The sequence below is a fragment of the Streptomyces sp. WMMB303 genome (assembly GCF_029351045.1).
GTDB lineage: Bacteria > Actinomycetota > Actinomycetes > Streptomycetales > Streptomycetaceae > Streptomyces.
This window is the reverse complement of the sequence record NZ_JARKIN010000001.1, coordinates 5,295,259-5,312,701: the sequence shown is the minus strand read 5'-3', so window position 1 is coordinate 5,312,701 and position 17,443 is coordinate 5,295,259. Positions and strand designations below refer to the sequence as shown.

Sequence of the window (17,443 nt, the reverse complement as noted above, 5' to 3'; positions counted from 1 at the left end):
TGAACATCTGACCATCCTCAATGCACCTCGAGTCGCAGGATGCGGTCGTCCCCCTTCTCCGGCGAGCCGCGTCCGTCCGTCTCGCTCGTGACCAGCCAGAGCCCGTCGCCGCCGCCACCGCTGCGGTCCGCCACGACCGTCCGGAGCCGTCCGTACTTCCCCTTCAGGAACGCCTGGGGGGCGGCGGCGGGTTCCCCGCCCCTGAGCGGGATCCGCCACAGCCGCTCCCCGCGCAGCCCCGCCATCCACACCGACCCCGCCGCGACGGCCAGTCCGCTGGGGGACGCCTCGTCCGTGCGCCACTGCTCGACGGGGTTCTCGAACCTCTTGTCGTCGCTCCTGCCCTCGGCGTCCGGCCAGCCGTAGTTCCCGCCCGGCTCGATCAGGTTGAGTTCGTCCCAGGTGTCCTGCCCGAACTCGGAGGCCCACAGCCGCTTGCCGCGGTCCCAGTCCAGGCCCTGCACATTGCGGTGCCCCCAGGAGTAGACGACCGAGTCCGGGTCGGGGCTGCCGTGCCCCGCTGGTTCGCCCTCGGGCGTCATCCGCAGGATCTTGCCGCCCAGCGACTCCTTGTCCTGGGCGAGTCCGCCGTCGCCGGACTCGCCGGTTCCGGCGTAGAGCATCTTGTCCGGGCCGAACGCGATCCGCCCGCCGTTGTGGATCCGTCCCTTGGGGATGCCCTTGAGGATGGTGTCCGGCGCCCCGAGCTGGTCCCCGGGCTCCTTCGCGGGGTCGTAGAGCATCCGCACGATGCGGTTGTCGGACGCGGAGGTGAAGTAGGCGTAGACCATCTTCCCGGCTTCCGCCCCGTCCGGTGGGACGGCCAGTCCCAGCAGCCCGCCCTCGCCGCCCGGCTCCACCCCGGGAACGGTGCCCACCTCGGTCTTCTTGCCGCTGTCGCCGTCGATTCGCAGGATCTTGCCGGTGTCCCGCGAGGAGACGAGCAGATCTCCGCCGGACAGCGGGGCCAGGCCCCAGGGCGATTCGAGCCCCGTCGTGAGCGTTCTGACCACTTTCACGGACCCCTTGGCGGGGGCGGCGCTCGGCGAGGGCGCTGCGGCGGAACTGCTCCGCGTGCCCGAGGGCTCGCCGCCACCGCCGCCACCGCCGGAACATCCCGCGCTCAGCGCCAGCGCGCAGACCGCAACGATGCGCAAACCTGCCGTACGTCGCACGTTTCGGCTCCTCGTCCTCGACCGGCGGACTCCCCAGGGGACCACATCCTCTCCCGGCCGCGCCGCCGAGGCGCGGTCGTCCCGCCGGATTCTCCGCCGGGCGCCGGAGCGGCCCGACGAGTCAGTCCCAGGAGCCCTGCGCGGCGGGGAGTCCGTTCACCTCGGCCAGGTCCTCGGCGGTCAGTGCCAGTCCGGCCGCGCGGGCGTTCTCGGCGGCCCAGTGCGCCTTCTTGGTGCCCGGTACGGGGATCACGTGCCGGCCCTGGGCGAGCACCCAGGCCAGGGCCACCTGCGCCGGGGTGGCGTTGCCGTGGCGCCGGGCCACCCGGCGCAGTCCGGCCACGATGGGCTGGTTGGCGGCCATCATCTCGGCGGTGAAGCGGGGGTGCCGGGCGCGCACGTCGTCCGGCTCGAAGCCGCCGCCGGTGGTGAGCGCGCCGCTCAGATAGCCGTTGCCCAGCGGCATGGCGGCGAGGAACCCGACACCGCGCGCCTCGCACCAGGGCAGCAGGGTCTCCAGCGCCTCGCGGGACCAGACCGACAGCTCGGCCTGCACCCCGCTCACCGGGAACACCTGCTGGACGCGTTCGAGCTGCCGTATGGTCGCGTCGTGGATACCGGCGCCCGAGCGTCTGTCCGCGCGGGCGCCCACGGCGCAGAAGCCCAGCGCGCGTACCTTGCCCGCCGTCACCAGCTCGGCCATCGCACCCCAGGTCTCCTCGATCGGTACCTCGGGATCCGCGCGGTGCAGCTGGTAGAGGTCGATCACGTCGGTCTGCAGCCTGCGCAGCGAGGCGTCGCAGGCGCGCCGCACGTAACCGGGACGGCCGTTGGCGACGATGTGCTGCTCGCCCACGAGCAGCCCGCACTTGGTGGAGACGAACGCCTCCGCGCGCCGCTCCTTCAGCGCGCGCCCGATCAGCAGCTCGTTGGTGAAGGGGCCGTACATGTCGGCCGTGTCCAGCAGCGACATCCCTGCGTCCAGCGCGGTGTGCACCGCGCGCAGCGAGCTGTCGCCGCGCTGCTCGGAAGTGGAATAGGCCCAGCTCATCGGCATGCAGCCGAGGCCGACGGCGCCCACGCCGAGCGCTGCCGCACCGATTGTCCTGCGCTCCACCTGGTATCCGCTCCCTCCCGGACGGCCCCCAACGTAACGGTTGCCCCCGGCGCCACACACGTTCGCTCCCACCACAGCCTCCCCCGAGCTCCGTCCGTTCCCGCCCGCCCCCGAGCCCCCAGGCATTCCCCGGCGTCTTTCGGCATTCCCCGGGCTCCGGACGGGAGGTGCCCCGGATCCGCCGACGCGGTCCGACTAGTCTCTCCCCATGGTCGATGCGAAGGAGATCTGGCTCGCGCTCCCGCCGGAGAGCGTCGAGGGCCTCCCGGACAACCTGACGTACCGGTACTGGACCGGGGAGCAGGAGTACCCGGCGGACCCTGCCGACTGCGCCTTCTACGTCGTCCCCTATGCCGTGCATGCCGAGGTCGCCGTACGGCCGCTCGCGCGGATGACGGGGGTGCGGGTCGTCCAGACCCTCACCGCGGGGATCGACCACATCGCGCCCGCCATCCCGCGCCTCCCCACCGGGACGCGGGTGTGCAACGCCCGCGGCGTGCACGACGCGAGCACCGCCGAGTTGGCCCTCGCGCTCACCCTGGGAGCCCTGCGCGACCTGCCCGGATCCGTCCGCGCCCAGGACCGCGGCGTCTGGCGGTCCGCCTTCCACCCGGCGCTCGCGGACCGCACGGTGCTGATCGTCGGATACGGCGCGGTGGGCGAGGCCGTCGAGCGGCGGCTGCTGCCCTTCGAGGTCGCCGCCGTGCACCGGGTCGCCCGCTCCGCGCGGCAGGCGCCGCTGGGACCGGTGCGACCGCTGAGCGAGATCGGCGAACTGCTGCCGCAGGCGGATGTCGTGATATTGGCGACCCCGCTCACCGAGCAGACCCGCGGCCTGGTGGACGCGGACTTCCTCGCCCGGATGAAGGACGGGGCGCTGCTGGTCAACGTCGCCCGCGGGGCCGTGGTGGACACCGCGGCGCTGCTCGCCGAGACCGGGACCCCGGCCTCGGCCCCGGGCGCGGAGGACGGTGTTCCGGGGCGGCTGCGGGCGGCGCTGGACGTGACCGATCCGGAGCCCCTCCCGCAGGACCACCCCCTGTGGCGAGCGCCCGGTGTGCTGATCACACCGCACCTCGGAGGGCCGACATCCGCCTACTATCCCCGCGCCAGAAGACTCCTCGCGGCGCAACTGAGGCGCTGGGCGGCCGGTGAGGAGCTGGCGAACACGGTGGCCGTGGCGTAGGGCCCGTAAACCCCCCGAGGCCGCGAGAGGCAACGCTACGGATCCGTACGACTGCACCCTGTACCGAGCTTCCCTCTTATGGTTACGGTCTGTATTGGGACTATGTCCCTGAGTGACGAACCTGGTGTATCGTCCCGATCGGGGGGCGAAACCCGGACACGAGGGGGGCGACGGGCGAATGTACGATCAACGGACGAACTGCCGTGCGGGCCGCGGGGACGGCGCCCGCGAACATTCCAACTCTCCAGCGGAACGCCCGCGTTGCGGGGCTCCGGCGCAGGTGTCCCGGAACGGCCGGACGGGCGCGGCAACGCGACCCCCGTCTCCACGGGTGGCGCGATGACCACCCACGAAGCGGCCCCCAGGCGGGGCCCGTGCTGGACCGGCACCCAGACCGCCCGCCCCAACGGCATCGCCCGGAGCGAGGCACCGCCGCCCACGCCGCACCCGGCGTGTCCCCCGCACCCGCGGCAGCGGCGGCACACCCGGCCGGCAGCGCCGGCCCGCCCGTCGCAGGCCGTGCCACGGACCCGGGCTGCGACACCGGCACTGCCGCCCGCCGCCCGGCCGCGCGGAGCAGGAGGCTCCGACAGCGGCGGACGCGGCACACTGCTGCCGCAACTGGCCCTCATCATGGTCTGCGCCGCCTACGCCGTGGGCGCGGCCTTCGGCTGGGGGTCCGAGACGGTCGCCATCGTCATGGGCGACTTCGGACTCAGCGCCGCCGCGCTGCTGGCCGGCGGCTCGTGTTTGTGGTATGCGCGCATCCAGCGGCGGGCGGCGGCCGGCCGTCTGTCGGCCCCCGCCCGCACCCGCCTGGAGGCCAGCCGCCCGGCCTGGGTGCTCTTCGGCGTCTCCTCGCTGATGGCGGGGTTCGGCAACGCCGTATGGGGCTGGTACGAACTGGTGCTGCACCAGGCGGTGCCGCGCCCCTCGCTCGCCGACTTCTGCTTCCTGCTGTTCGCCCCGCCGGCCATCGTCGGGCTGCTGGTGCTCGCCAAGCGCCCGGTGACCCGAGCCGGCTGGGTCTGCCTCAGCCTCGACGCCTGGCTCATCGGCGGTTCGCTGCTCACCCTCTCCTGGTCGCTCGCTCTGGCCCACACGGCCTACTGGGAGGGGGACTCGGTCGCCAGGGCAGCGCTCAACCTGGCCTATCCGCTGCTCGACATCGTGCTGGTCAGCATGGTGCTGGCGCTGCACTTCCGGCGCTCCTCGGCGCACCGCAGCGCCATCAACACCGCCATCGGCGCGCTCGCCCTCACGGTGCTGTGCGACGCGCTGTTCACCTCCCCGATGCTGCGTGAGCACTACTCGTCGGGGCAACTGCTGGACGCCGGGTGGTTCGCGGGCTCGCTGCTGCTGGCCTACGCGCCCTGGGTCGGCCGGGCCCGCAGGAGCGTCGGCGAGGCGGCCTCCGCCGCCGCTCAGCAGCCCCTGGCCGCCACCGACCGGCAGGCCGAGGCCCGGGCCACCAACCCCAGCCGCCCCATCTCGGGCTCGCTCAGTGCGCTGACCCCCTACCTGGCGGCGGCCGTCTGCACCCTGGGCATCCTCTACAACTCGGTGGACGGCCGGGACATCGACCGCGTCGTCCTCTACACCGGTTGCACGGTCGTCCTCGCGCTGGTCCTGCGCCAGGGCATCATGCTGCTGGACAACATCACCCTGACCAGGGAACTGGCACAGAAGGAGAACCACTTCCGCTCTCTGGTCCAGGGCTCCAGCGACGTCATCATGATCACCGCGGCGGCGGGCACGCTCCGCTACGTCTCACCCGCCGCGGCCGGGGTCTACGGGCGCAGCGCCGAGGACATGGTGGGCTGCGAGCTCTCCTCCCTGGTGCACCCCGAGGACCTGGGCCAGGTCAACCATGAGCTGCGCCGCTTCCTGGCGACCTCAGCGGACCGGGAGTCCAGCACCCGCGTCGAGTGCCGGTTCCGGCACGGGGACGGGCACTGGCTGAATGTCGAGTCCACGGTCAACCGCTACCAGGGCGGACTGATCTTCAACAGCCGGGACGTCACCGAGCGGGTGCGGCTACAGGCTCAGTTGCAGCACAACGCCTCCCACGACGCCCTCACCGACCTGCCCAACCGGGCGCTGTTCACCGAGCGGGTCCGGCAGGCCATCGGCGGTCGCCGCGGGGGCGACTGCGGTACCGCCGTGCTCTTCATCGACCTGGACGGCTTCAAGGCGGTCAACGACACCGTCGGCCACCAGGCGGGCGACGAACTGCTGGTGCAGGCGGCACGGCGGTTGCACGACTCCGTGCGCTCCGGCGACACCGCGGCCCGGCTGGGCGGTGACGAGTTCGCCGTCCTCATCCGTGGCGACGGCGAGCCGGGGCGGATGCCGGACGCCGAACGCGAGCTGCGCATCCACGACATCGCCGACCGGCTGCGGGTCACGCTCTCCGACCCGTACCGCGTCGAGGGCACCGAGCTGCGGGTCGCCGCGTCCATCGGCATCGCCTTCGCCGAACCCGGCATCACGCCGGGCTCCCTGATGCGGAACGCGGACCTGGCGATGTACCGCGCCAAGCAGGCGGGCAAGGGCCGGGTGGAGCTGTACGCGCCGCAGATGCAGGCCGAGGTGGTCAAGCGGGCCGAGCTGGCGGCGCGACTGCGCAGCGCACTGCACGACGGCGAGTTCGCGCTGCTGCACCAGCCGATCGTCGAGCTGGCCAGCGGCAAGATCACCGCCATCGCGGCAGAGGCCCGCTGGCGGTCGGCCCAGGGGATCCTGTTCACGCCGGCGGAGTTCCTGCGCACCGAGGGCGCCTCGGCCCGGGAGGCGCGCGGGGCCGGTGGTGAGCGGGCCGCCGAGGTGAGCCGGTGGCTGCTGGAGGAGGCGGTGCAGCAGGCCGCCGCCCGCCAGCGCGCCGGGTACGGCGCCCCGGTGACCGTGCGGCTGCCCGCGCGGCGGCTGACCGAGCCGGGTATGGAGCCGCGCAGCATCGGCGCCCTGCTGGCCCGGCACGGGCTCGCGGCGGCGCCGGGCCCGACCGGCGGTACCGCCCTGGGTGCACCCGCGGCCAATGCGGGGGTGCCGGGTGCGCCGGGTGCGCTGATCCTGGAGCTGTCGGACAGCGATCCGCGGATCCCGCTGGACGAGCTCGAGCGGCGACTGACGGCGCTGCGCCGGCTCGGGGTGCTGATCTCGCTGGACGGCTTCGGCAGCGGCTATGCGGCGATCTCCGCGCTGCGCAGGCTGCCGGTGGACATCCTGCGGCTGGACCGGGGGCTGACGGACGGGATCCTGGAGTCCACCCGGCAGCGCAAGATCACCTCCGGACTGCTGCGGATCGCCGGTGACCTGGGGCTGACCACCGTCGCGGAGGCGGTCGACCTGCCGGAGCAGGCCACGCTGCTGCGTGAGATGGGCTGCACCCACGGGCAGGGGGCGGTCTTCTCCGGTCCGCTGGACGAGCACCGGCTGCGTACCGCGCTGGCCCGCGGGGTCTACGCGGTGCCCGAGTCCTCCCGCAGCGGCGGGGCCTCCGGGTACGGCGAGGAGCACCCGGAGGGCCGGGACGCGGCCGTGACCGTGCCGGCGACGGTGCCCCTGGCACGCGGCGCGGGGGCACTGCCGGTGGGGCAGGAGGGTGCGGCGGAGCCGCTGACGCACTCGCCCGCCTCGCCCAAATGCTGAGACGGCCGTCCCACTCACTTGACACTCGGGGCTTGACGGGGAGAGGGTCAGTGCCATGCGCACCCGAATTCTCGTACTTGGACAGCGCGTCGGCTGACCGCGGGACCCATCCGATCCCGCGTCCACCAGCGGCGCGCTCCCCTCGCTTGCCTCACGGCACGGGGGGTTTTTTGTTGCACCAGCACCTGAGCACGAACCAGCGGTGAACCGAAGAAACCGCCCAAAACGAGCGTCAACCCTCACTCTCCGAGAAGAGATAAGCCGATGACCGATCAGGCCACCGGGGCCCCGAAACCGCAGCCGCGGGCCCGCAACAGCGGACAGTCCAACTCCGTGCCGGCCCAGGCAGCCCCCCGCATCACGGGCGCCCAGTCCCTCATCCGTGCTCTCGAGGAAGTCGGCGCCGACACCGTATTCGGCATCCCCGGCGGCGCCATCCTGCCCGCCTACGACCCGATGATGGACTCCTCCCGGGTCCAGCACGTCCTGGTCCGCCACGAGCAGGGGGCCGGCCACGCGGCCACGGGTTACGCGCAGGCCACCGGCAAGGTCGGCGTCTGCATGGCCACCTCGGGGCCCGGAGCCACCAATCTGGTCACTCCGCTCGCCGACGCCCACATGGACTCCGTGCCGCTGGTCGCCATCACGGGGCAGGTCGCCACCTCCCTGATCGGTACGGACGGCTTCCAGGAGGCCGACATCTGCGGCATCTCGATGCCGGTGACCAAGCACAACTTCCTGGTCAAGGACCCCGACGACATTCCCAGGACGATCGCCGAGGCGTTCCACATCGCCTCCACCGGCCGCCCGGGCCCGGTGCTGGTCGACATCGCCAAGGACGCGCTCCAGGGGGAGACCGCCTTCCAGTGGCCGCCCACCACCGAGCTGCCCGGCTACCGCCCGGTCACCAAGCCGCACGGCAAGCAGATCCGGGAGGCCGCCAAGCTGCTGGCCGAGGCCCGCCGCCCGGTGCTCTACGTCGGCGGCGGCGTCCTGAAGGCCGGCGCCACGGCGGAGCTGAAGGTGCTCGCCGAGCTCACCGGCACCCCGGTGACCACCACGCTGATGGGCATCGGCGCCTTTCCCGACAGCCACCCCCAGCACCTGGGGATGCCGGGGATGCACGGCACCGTCGCGGCGGTCACCGCGCTGCAGAAGGCCGACCTGATCATCGCGCTCGGAGCCCGCTTCGACGACCGGGTCACCGGCAAGCTGGACTCCTTCGCCCCGCACGCCAAGATCGTCCACGCCGACATCGACCCCGCCGAGATCGGCAAGAACCGCGCGGCGGACGTGCCGATCGTCGGGGACGCCCGCGAAGTGCTGGCCGACCTCGTCGTCGCCCTCCAGGTCGAGGCGGCCGAGCACCCCGACCGGCACAGCGACCGCTATGCCGAATGGTGGACTCTGCTGGACCGCTGGCGCACGACCTACCCGCTGGGCTACGACCTGCCGGAGGACGGTTCGCTGGCTCCGCAGCAGGTCATCCAGCGGATCGGGGAACTGGCACCCGAGGGCACCATCTTCGCCGCGGGCGTCGGCCAGCATCAGATGTGGGCGGCCCACTTCGTCACCTACGACCAGCCCGCCACCTGGCTCAACTCGGGCGGCCTGGGCACTATGGGCTACGCGGTCCCGGCGGCGCTGGGCGCCAAGGTCGGGATGCCCGACCGCGCGGTGTGGGCGATCGACGGCGACGGCTGCTTCCAGATGACCAACCAGGAGCTGGTCACCGCCGCCCTCAACGGCGCACCGATCAAGGTCGCGATCATCAACAACGGAGCGCTTGGCATGGTCCGCCAGTGGCAGACCCTCTTCTACAACCAGCGGTACTCCAACACCGTCCTGCACAGCGGCGAGGAGGGCGAGCCCGGCCGGGGCACCCGCGTGCCCGACTTCGTCAAGCTCGCCGAGGCCATGGGCTGTGTCGGTATCCGCTGCGAGGACCCCGCGCAGCTCGACGCGGTCATCGAGAAGGCCAACGCCGTCAACGACCGGCCCGTCGTGGTGGACTTCATCGTCCACGAGGACGCCATGGTCTGGCCGATGGTGGCGGCGGGCACCTCCAACGACGAGGTCATGGCGGCCCGCGGGGTCCGTCCCGACTTCGGCGACAGCGACGACTGACCGGGAAAGAACGGAAGGCACCGAACGATGTCCAAGCACACGCTCTCCGTGCTGGTGGAGAACACCCCCGGCATCCTGGCCAGGATCGCCTCGCTCTTCTCCCGCCGCGGCTTCAACATCGACTCGCTCGCGGTGGGCGTCACCGAGCACCCCGACATCTCGCGCATCACCATCGTGGTGAACGTCGAGGACCTGCCGCTGGAGCAGGTCACCAAGCAGCTCAACAAGCTGGTCAACGTCCTCAAGATCGTCGAGCTGGAACCGGCCTCCGCGGTGCAGCGTGAACTCGTCCTGGTGAAGGTCCGCGCGGAGGGCGAGACCCGCTCCCAGATCGTGGAGATCGTCCAGCTGTTCCGCGCCAAGACCGTCGACGTCTCCCCGGAAGCCGTCACCATCGAGGCCACCGGCAGCGCCGACAAGCTGGAGGCGATGCTGAGGATGCTGGAGCCGTACGGCATCAAGGAACTGGTGCAGTCCGGCACCATCGCCATAGGGCGCGGCGCCCGGTCCATCACCGACCGGAGCCTGCGTGCGCTGGAGCGCACGGCCTGACCTCGCCCCCGATCCCTCCGCCCGCCCGGCCGTCATAGGTTGGGCAGCACCCATCATCAGCACAAGGAGAAACCCCAAGTGGCCGAGCTGTTCTACGACGACGACGCCGATCTGTCCATCATCCAGGGCCGCAAGGTCGCGGTCCTCGGATACGGCAGCCAGGGCCATGCCCACGCGCTGTCCCTGCGCGACTCGGGCGTCGACGTCCGGGTCGGCCTGCACGAGGGCTCGAAGTCGCGTGTCAGGGCCGAGGAGCAGGGCCTGCGGGTGACCACCCCGGACGAGGCGGTCCGGGAAGCGAACGTGGTCATGGTCCTGGTCCCGGACCCGCTCCAGGCCAAGGTCTACGAGGAGTCCATCGCCCCCCACCTCGAGGACGGCGACGCGCTCTTCTTCGGCCACGGCCTGAACATCCGCTACGACTTCATCAAGCCCCCGGCCTCGGTGGATGTCTGCATGGTCGCCCCGAAGGGCCCGGGCCACCTGGTCCGCCGCCAGTACGAGGAGGGCCGCGGTGTGCCGTGCATCGCGGCCGTGGAGCAGGACGCGAGCGGCGGCGCCTTCGCGCTGGCGCTGTCCTACGCCAAGGCCATCGGCGGCACCCGCGCGGGCGTCATCAAGACCACCTTCACCGAGGAGACCGAGACCGACCTCTTCGGCGAGCAGGCCGTGCTCTGCGGCGGTACGGCCGCGCTGGTCAAGGCGGGCTTCGACACTCTGGTCGAGGCCGGCTACCAGCCGGAGATCGCCTACTTCGAGTGCCTCCACGAGCTGAAGCTGATCGTGGACCTCATGTACGAGGGCGGCCTGGAGAAGATGCGCTGGTCCGTCTCCGAGACCGCCGAGTGGGGGGACTACGTCTCGGGTCCGCGGGTGATCAACGACCAGACGCGGGCCGAGATGAAGAAGATCCTCGGCGACATCCAGGACGGCTCCTTCGCGAAGAACTGGATGGCCGAGTACAACGCCGGTCTGCCCCGGTACAACGAGTACAAGAAGGCCGACGAGGACAGCCTGCTGGCCACCACGGGCAAGAACCTGCGCTCCCTGATGAGCTGGGTCGACGAGGAGAAGTGACCCTCGTCCGGCGGTGAGCTGCCGTCCCGGCCGCGTCCGCGCCTCCGCGGAACCGGAGCGCACCCGCGGCCGGGGACGGGCACGTCCGCGCCCGGGGGTCCGTACGGAACCCGGGCGCGGACGTGAGGTGCGACGGGCAGGTGCCGGGTGGGCCCGCCCGGACCGGAATCCGCCGGAAGCCGCCCGAACCCGTCCCGCCCCCCGCTCCGGGTGTTCCGTCCCCCGGCCCCGAGGGCACGATCAGGGGCGGAGGCCCGCCCCGCAGGCGGTGTGGACCGATCGGCCACATCGGGGCGGTGCCCTCGATAGACTGCGGGTCCACAGGCTCACAGCGTCGTGCGTCTGCTCCTCCCGCCCCGCAGGGAAACGCGCCGTCCCAAGAATTTGGAGACCACGTGAGCAAGCCCGTAGTACTCATCGCCGAAGAGCTGTCGCCCGCGACCGTCGAAGCGCTGGGGCCGGATTTCGAGATCCGGCAGTGTGACGGCGCAGACCGGAGCGAACTCCTCCCCGCTCTCGCCGATGTGGACGCCGTTCTCGTCCGCTCCGCCACCAAGATCGACGCCGAGGCCGTGGCCGCGGCGCACAAGCTCAAGGTGGTCGCCCGCGCCGGAGTCGGACTCGACAACGTGGACGTGCCCGCCGCCACCAAGGCGGGCGTGATGGTGGTCAACGCCCCCACCTCCAACATCGTCACCGCGGCCGAGCTGGCCTGCGGCCTGCTCATCGCGACGGCCCGGAACATTCCGCAGGCCAACACGGCGCTCAAGAACGGCGAGTGGAAGCGCAGCAAGTACACCGGTGTGGAGCTGAGCGAGAAGACGCTCGGCGTGGTCGGCCTGGGCCGGATCGGTGTGCTGGTGGCCCAGCGGATGTCGGCGTTCGGGATGAAGGTCGTCGCCTACGACCCGTTCGTGCAGCCGGCCCGGGCCGCGCAGATGGGCGTCAAGCTGCTCTCGCTGGACGAGCTGCTGGCCGTCTCGGACTTCATCACCGTCCACCTGCCCAAGACCCCGGAGACCCTCGGGCTCATCGGGGACGAGGCGCTGCACAAGGTCAAGCCGAACGTGCGCGTGGTCAACGCGGCGCGCGGCGGCATCGTCGACGAGGAGGCGCTGGCGGCGGCCATCAAGGAGGGCCGGGTCGCGGGCGCGGGCCTGGACGTGTACGCCTCCGAGCCGTGCACCGACTCGCCGCTCTTCGCCTTCGACCAGGTGGTGTGCACCCCGCACCTGGGAGCCTCCACCGGTGAGGCGCAGGAGAAGGCCGGTATCGCGGTCGCCAAGTCGGTGCGGCTGGCCCTGGCGGGTGAGCTGGTGCCCGACGCGGTCAACGTGCAGGGCGGGGTGATCGCCGAGGATGTGCGCCCGGCGCTGCCGCTCGCCGAGAACCTGGGCCGGATCTTCACCGCGCTGGCCGGTGAGGTCGCCGTCCGGCTGGATGTCGAGGTCTACGGCGAGATCACCCAGCACGATGTCAAGGTGCTGGAACTGTCGGCGCTCAAGGGCGTGTTCGAAGACGTGGTGGACGACACGGTCAGCTACGTCAACGCGCCCCTGTTCGCCCAGGAGCGCGGGGTCGAGGTGCGGCTGACCACCTCCAGCGAGTCCGCCGAGCACCGCAACGTGGTGACCGTGCGGGGCACCCTCGCCGGGGGCGAGGAGGTCTCGGCGTCCGGCACCCTCTCCGGTCCCAAGCACCTGCAGAAACTCGTGGCCATCAACGAGCACGGTGTGGACCTCGCGGTCGCCGACCACATGGCGTTCCTGCGCTACAGCGACCGGCCCGGTGTCGTCGGCACCGTCGGCCGTGTGCTGGGCGAGGCGGGGGTCAACATCGCGGGCATGCAGGTCTCCCGGGCCGAGGAGGGCGGCGAGGCGCTCGTCGCGCTGACCGTCGACGGCACCATCGGCGCCGCGGCGCTCTCCGAGATCGCCGACGAGGTGGGCGCCACCCACGCCCGGGCGGTCAACCTGACCGAGTGACGCGAGGGCCCGTGAGGGCCCACGCAAGCAGAACGGAAGGAGCCGCACGGAGACCGCGTGCGGCCCTCCGCCGTTCTGGGGCGCACCCCGTACCGGTGCCCGGCGGGCCCGGTCGCCTCGCCCGGCCCCGCGGCGGCACGCCGCCGCAGGGTGTTCACAGCCGGGCGGCCTTGAGCGCCATGTGCAGCAGCAGGCGGTCCTCGCCCTCGTTCAGGTCCAGGCCGGTGAGGCGCTCGACCCGGGAGAGGCGGTAGTAGAGGGTCTGCCGGTGGATGCCGAGTGCGGCGGCGGCGCGGCCCGCCTGGCCCGCGCAGTCGAGGTAGACCTCGGCGGTGCGGGCCAGCTCGTGATGGGTGGCGCGGAGGAGGTCCTGCACAGCGGGATCGGGCCCGGTGCCCGCGGTGCGGGGGATGCCGGTGAGCATCCGGTAGGGCCCGATGGCGTCCCATTCGGCCAGTGCACCCGGCCGGGGTTCGGCCGCCGCGGCCCGGGCCGCGGCGCGGGCCTCGTACCAGGCCGTCGACAGGTCCGACAGTCCGCTGCGGGGGCTGCTCAGTCCGGCGGTCGGAGCCGGAGCCCCGGTCGCCGGGTCCGCGCTCCCGGCCCGGCCCGGCGCGCGCAGCAGCCGGTCGGCCGCCGACCGGGCCGCCTCCAGGCCGTGCGGGGTGCGCAGCCGCACGAGCGCGGCCAGCGCCCCGTCCCGCACGCACTGGGCCGCGAGCCGGGGGAGGGCGGCGGGGAGCGGGCCGCGGACCGCGGTCGCGTCCTCTTCCGGCCAGGGCAGCACCGCCACCAGCGCCAGCGGCCCGTACGCGGTCTCGCCCAGTGCCGTCCGCAGCCCGGCGACCGCCTCGTCCCGTGCGGCTCCGCCGTGCTCGGCCAGGGCTGCGTGCAGCAGTTCCCCGGTGTGCTCCTCGGCACGGGAGTCGGCGGCCAGCTGGGCGCCGGTGCGGTCGGCGACCGCCATCGCCGCGGCCAGCCGCGGGTCGGTGAGCTCCAGTGTCCCGTCGTCCAGCAGCCAGATGTAGCCGTGCACGACGCCCCGGTCGCGCACCGGCAGGCAGATCCGTCCGTGCACCAGGCCCGCTGCCGGGTCCGGCGGCACCTCCTGGCCGGAAACCGGCGGAGGGATGCGCACCGGGCCGCTCGCCCGGGCGATGCCGTAGCTCTCGAAGAAGGCGCGCACGGCGGGGGTGGAGCGGCGTTGGAGGATGGTGCGGGTGCGCACCGGGTCCAGCGCGGGGCCACCGTCCTGCCCCTCGTCGCCGTCGGCACCGCCCTCGTGCGCCCCGAAGGCGATCAGCGAGAAGTCCCGGCTCTCCAGCGTGGCCGGGGTGCCCAGCAACTGCGAGACCTCGTCGATCAGCGCCTGGTAGTCCTCGCGCATGCCGTGGCCTCCTGTGCCTCGCGCCGTGCCGTCTGTCACGCGCTGCCGTGCCGTACCGCGCTGCCGCAGCGGTTCGCGTGTCCCGTCGATCTATTCTCATACATCTGTCTGAGAGCCGGGCCACGGACGCGTGACACCTGTCGATGGCCCCCGTGGTGGAGCGATCCTTAACTTCTAGGTGGCTTCCGCGTCACGCCTCCGCTGCGCGTGCGCCATCGAGCCACCCGCAAGAAGACTCCGTGGAGGTGCCCCGTGCTGGGACCCGTGCTCCTCGCCGCCGCGCGCAGCGACAGCATCCGCCGCCTCGTCTCGGCCGCTCCGGTGACCCGCCCGATGGTGGACCGGTTCGTGGCGGGCGAGCGGCTCGATCCGTGTCTGGACTCCGTCGCGGCGCTGGCCGCGCGCGGCATGCAGGTGACCATCGACCACCTGGGCGAGGACATCACCGACCGGTCGGAAGCTCTCCGTAACCGCGACGCCTACCTCGCGCTGACCGACGCGCTGGCCGCTGCCGGGCTCGCCGAGCAGGCCGAGATGTCGGTCAAACTCTCCGCCTTCGGCCAGGCGCTCCCGGGCGGGCACGACCTGGCGCACGACAACGTGCTGCCCGTCGTCGAGGCCGCTGCCGCCGCTGGGACGACGGTCACCCTCGACATGGAGGACCACACCACCGTCGACTCGACGCTGGCGATCCTCTCGCAGTTGCGCGAGCGCTTCCCCGGTACGGGTGCCGTGGTCCAGTCGTACCTCTTCCGTACCGAGGAGGACTGTCACGCGCTCGCCGGCGAGGGCTCCCGGGTCCGGCTGGTCAAGGGCGCCTACAAGGAGCCCGCCGAGGTCGCCTACCAGGACAAGCACGAGGTCGACCGGGCGTACGTGCGCTGTCTGAAGATCCTGATGGCCGGTGAGGGCTACCCGATGGTGGGATCCCACGATCCCCGCATGGTGGCCATCGCCCAGAACTTGGCCGAGCGTTACGGTCGAAAGCGGGACGAGTACGAGTTCCAGATGCTCTACGGCATCCGCGCGGCCGAGCAGGAGCGGCTGGTCGCGGACGGGTACCGGATGCGCGTCTACGTTCCGTACGGCACCGACTGGTACGGATACTTCATGCGGCGGCTGGCGGAGCGCCCCGCGAACATGGGCTTCTTCCTGCGCTCACTCGTCACCCGCAACTGAGAACACCGCATCCGGGCACCCGATCGGCGCCCCCACCGACCGTCCGAACCACGACCCGAGGAGCAACCGTGGACGCTGTGACCCAGGTCCCCGCCCCGTACAACGAGCCGGTGCACACCTACGCGCCCGGCAGCCCCGAGCGTGCGCGCCTGGAGGCCAGACTCAAGGAGCTGGGCGACAGCCCCCGCGAGCTGCCGATGACGATCGACGGCGTCAAGCGGATGGGCGGCGGCGAGCGTGTCGACGTCGTCCAGCCGCACAACCACCGGAAGGTCCTGGGCACCTACGCGACCGCCACCCGGCAGGACGCACAGGACGCCGTCGACGCGGCGCTCGCCGCGGCCCCGGCCTGGCGCGCGCTGTCCTTCGACGACCGGGCCGCGATCATCCTCAAGGCCGCCGAGCTGCTCTCCGGCCCCTGGCGCGAGACGATCGCCGCCTCCACCATGCTGGGCCAGTCCAAGACCGCGCAGCAGGCCGAGATCGACGCGCCCTGCGAGCTGATCGACTTCTGGCGCTTCAACGTGCACTTCGCCCGTGAGCTGATGACCGAGCAGCCGCTGGTCCAGCCCAACGGGATCTGGAACCGCATGGACCACCGCCCGCTGGAGGGCTTCGTCTACGCGATCACGCCGTTCAACTTCACCGCCATCGCGGGCAACCTGCCCACGGCCCCGGCGCTGATGGGCAACGTGGTCGTCTGGAAGCCGTCCCCCACCCAGACGCACTCCGCCGTGCTGCTCATGGAGCTGCTGGAGGAGGCCGGGCTGCCCAAGGGCGTGATCAACCTGGTGACCGGCGACGGCAAGGAGGTGTCCGAGGTCGCACTGCCGCACCCGGACCTGGCCGGCGTCCACTTCACCGGATCGACCGCCACCTTCCAGCACCTGTGGAAGTCCGTGGGCGAGAACATCACGAACTACAAGTCCTACCCGCGCATCGTGGGTGAGACCGGCGGCAAGGACTTCATCGTCGCCCACTCCTCGGCCGACCCGGCCGTGCTCAAGACCGCCATCACCCGGGGCGCCTTCGAGTACCAGGGCCAGAAGTGCTCCGCCGCCTCCCGCGCCTACCTGCCCCGCTCCCTGTGGGAGAGCGGCTTCAAGGACGACCTGGCCACCGAGGTGCGTGGGCTGTCCATGGGCGATGTGACGGACCTGTCGCACTTCATCGGCGCCGTCATCGACGACCGGGCCTTCGCCAAGAACAAGGCCGCCATCGACCGCGCCGCGGCCGATCCGTCCTGCGAGATCCTGGTCGGCGGCACCTGCGACGACAGCACCGGCTACTTCGTCTCGCCGACCGTCATCGTCTGCTCCGACCCGGAGAACGAGGTCTTCAAGGCCGAGTACTTCGGCCCGATCATCGCGATCCACGTCTACGAGGACGAGAACTGGGACGCGATGCTGGACCAGATGGAGTCGGCCTCGGCGTACGCGCTGACCGGCGCCGTCCTGGCCAAGGACCGCGCGGTGCTGGCCGCCGCCTCGGAGAAGCTGCGGTTCGCCGCGGGCAACTTCTACCTCAACGACCGTCCCACCGGGTCCATCGTCGGCCAGCAGCCCTTCGGCGGTGCGCGGGCCTCGGGCACCAACGACAAGGCCGGCTCGAAGTTCAACCTGATCCGCTGGTCCTCGCCGCGCGCGATCAAGGAGACCCAGGTCGCGCCGACCGACTACCGGTACCCGCACATGGGCTGACGCCCCCGTGGCCCCTGTGCGATGAGGGCCCGGCCCCCTTCTCCGCCCGTACGGAGGGGGCCGGGCCCGGCTCTTTTCCGCTCTTTCCCGGTCTTCCCTCCGGCCCGCAGCGACGGGCCGGGTGTGGGTCTCGTCTCAGATAGTAGGAAGCCCAACTATTTGGCGAGACATCACGGGCTCCGGCTCCTATCGTTGTAGGAAGCCGATCGTCCCGCTCGACCGAGCGCTTCGCGGGTGCGACACCGTGCGTCTCCGGCAGGTGATCCCTGCCGCACCGGTTGTCCCCGCGCCGTTGGCTGTCCGGCAG

At 72.0% G+C, this 17,443-nt stretch carries 11 protein-coding genes; 8 read left to right on the top strand and 3 right to left on the bottom strand.

Annotated features, from left to right (window positions below):
• Window positions 1–17: 17 nt before the first annotated feature.
• Window positions 18–1,175, bottom strand: a complete 1,158-nt coding sequence (locus P2424_RS23280) for a PQQ-dependent sugar dehydrogenase (protein WP_276477678.1) — start codon at window positions 1,173–1,175, stop codon at window positions 18–20.
• A 121-nt stretch (window positions 1,176–1,296) separates the two neighbouring features.
• A complete protein-coding gene (locus P2424_RS23275) occupies window positions 1,297–2,292 on the bottom strand; it encodes an aldo/keto reductase (protein ID WP_276477677.1) in 996 nt (331 codons plus the stop codon).
• Between the two features lie 208 nt (window positions 2,293–2,500).
• Here P2424_RS23275 and P2424_RS23270 point away from each other — a divergent pair, with 208 nt between their 5' ends.
• From P2424_RS23270 to serA, 6 genes are all read left to right on the top strand, one after another.
• A complete protein-coding gene (locus tag P2424_RS23270; protein WP_276477676.1) occupies window positions 2,501–3,478 on the top strand; it encodes a 2-hydroxyacid dehydrogenase in 978 nt (325 codons plus the stop codon).
• A gap of 633 nt (window positions 3,479–4,111) precedes the next feature.
• Complete coding sequence (locus P2424_RS23265) at window positions 4,112–7,129, top strand: EAL domain-containing protein (RefSeq protein WP_276479091.1); 3,018 nt, start codon at window positions 4,112–4,114, stop codon at window positions 7,127–7,129.
• A gap of 264 nt (window positions 7,130–7,393) precedes the next feature.
• Window positions 7,394–9,256 carry an acetolactate synthase large subunit gene (locus P2424_RS23260; protein ID WP_276477675.1) on the top strand — a complete coding sequence of 621 codons (1,863 nt, stop codon included), beginning with the start codon at window positions 7,394–7,396 and terminating at the stop codon, window positions 9,254–9,256.
• A gap of 27 nt (window positions 9,257–9,283) precedes the next feature.
• The gene (gene ilvN, locus P2424_RS23255) at window positions 9,284–9,808 is read left to right on the top strand and encodes an acetolactate synthase small subunit (RefSeq protein WP_019355759.1); all 525 of its coding nucleotides are present in this window, start codon (window positions 9,284–9,286) and stop codon (window positions 9,806–9,808) included.
• A gap of 78 nt (window positions 9,809–9,886) precedes the next feature.
• Complete coding sequence (gene ilvC, locus P2424_RS23250) at window positions 9,887–10,885, top strand: ketol-acid reductoisomerase (RefSeq protein ID WP_276477674.1); 999 nt, start codon at window positions 9,887–9,889, stop codon at window positions 10,883–10,885.
• 395 nt (window positions 10,886–11,280) lie between these two features.
• Window positions 11,281–12,870 carry a phosphoglycerate dehydrogenase gene (serA, locus tag P2424_RS23245; protein WP_276477673.1) on the top strand — a complete coding sequence of 530 codons (1,590 nt, stop codon included), beginning with the start codon at window positions 11,281–11,283 and terminating at the stop codon, window positions 12,868–12,870.
• 154 nt (window positions 12,871–13,024) lie between these two features.
• Here serA and P2424_RS23240 read toward each other — a convergent pair whose 3' ends face one another.
• A complete protein-coding gene (locus P2424_RS23240; protein WP_276477672.1) occupies window positions 13,025–14,257 on the bottom strand; it encodes a helix-turn-helix domain-containing protein in 1,233 nt (410 codons plus the stop codon).
• Window positions 14,258–14,509: 252 nt separating this feature from the next.
• Here P2424_RS23240 and P2424_RS23235 point away from each other — a divergent pair, with 252 nt between their 5' ends.
• Together P2424_RS23235 and pruA are read left to right on the top strand one after the other, a co-directional pair.
• Window positions 14,510–15,436 (top strand): proline dehydrogenase family protein, encoded by a 927-nt coding sequence (locus P2424_RS23235; protein ID WP_276477671.1) that lies wholly within the window; start codon window positions 14,510–14,512, stop codon window positions 15,434–15,436.
• Window positions 15,437–15,504: 68 nt separating this feature from the next.
• Window positions 15,505–17,136 carry an L-glutamate gamma-semialdehyde dehydrogenase gene (gene pruA / locus P2424_RS23230; protein WP_276477670.1) on the top strand — a complete coding sequence of 544 codons (1,632 nt, stop codon included), beginning with the start codon at window positions 15,505–15,507 and terminating at the stop codon, window positions 17,134–17,136.
• Window positions 17,137–17,443 lie beyond the last annotated feature (307 nt).

Coding starts and splice junctions, on each gene's coding strand:
- P2424_RS23240 (WP_276477672.1), bottom strand. CDS start 14,257: ATGCGCGAGGACTACCAGGCGCTGATCGACGAGGTCTCGCAGTTGCTG.
- P2424_RS23270 (WP_276477676.1), top strand. CDS start 2,501: ATGGTCGATGCGAAGGAGATCTGGCTCGCGCTCCCGCCGGAGAGCGTC.
- P2424_RS23260 (WP_276477675.1), top strand. CDS start 7,394: ATGACCGATCAGGCCACCGGGGCCCCGAAACCGCAGCCGCGGGCCCGC.
- ilvN (WP_019355759.1), top strand. CDS start 9,284: ATGTCCAAGCACACGCTCTCCGTGCTGGTGGAGAACACCCCCGGCATC.
- P2424_RS23265 (WP_276479091.1), top strand. CDS start 4,112: ATGGTCTGCGCCGCCTACGCCGTGGGCGCGGCCTTCGGCTGGGGGTCC.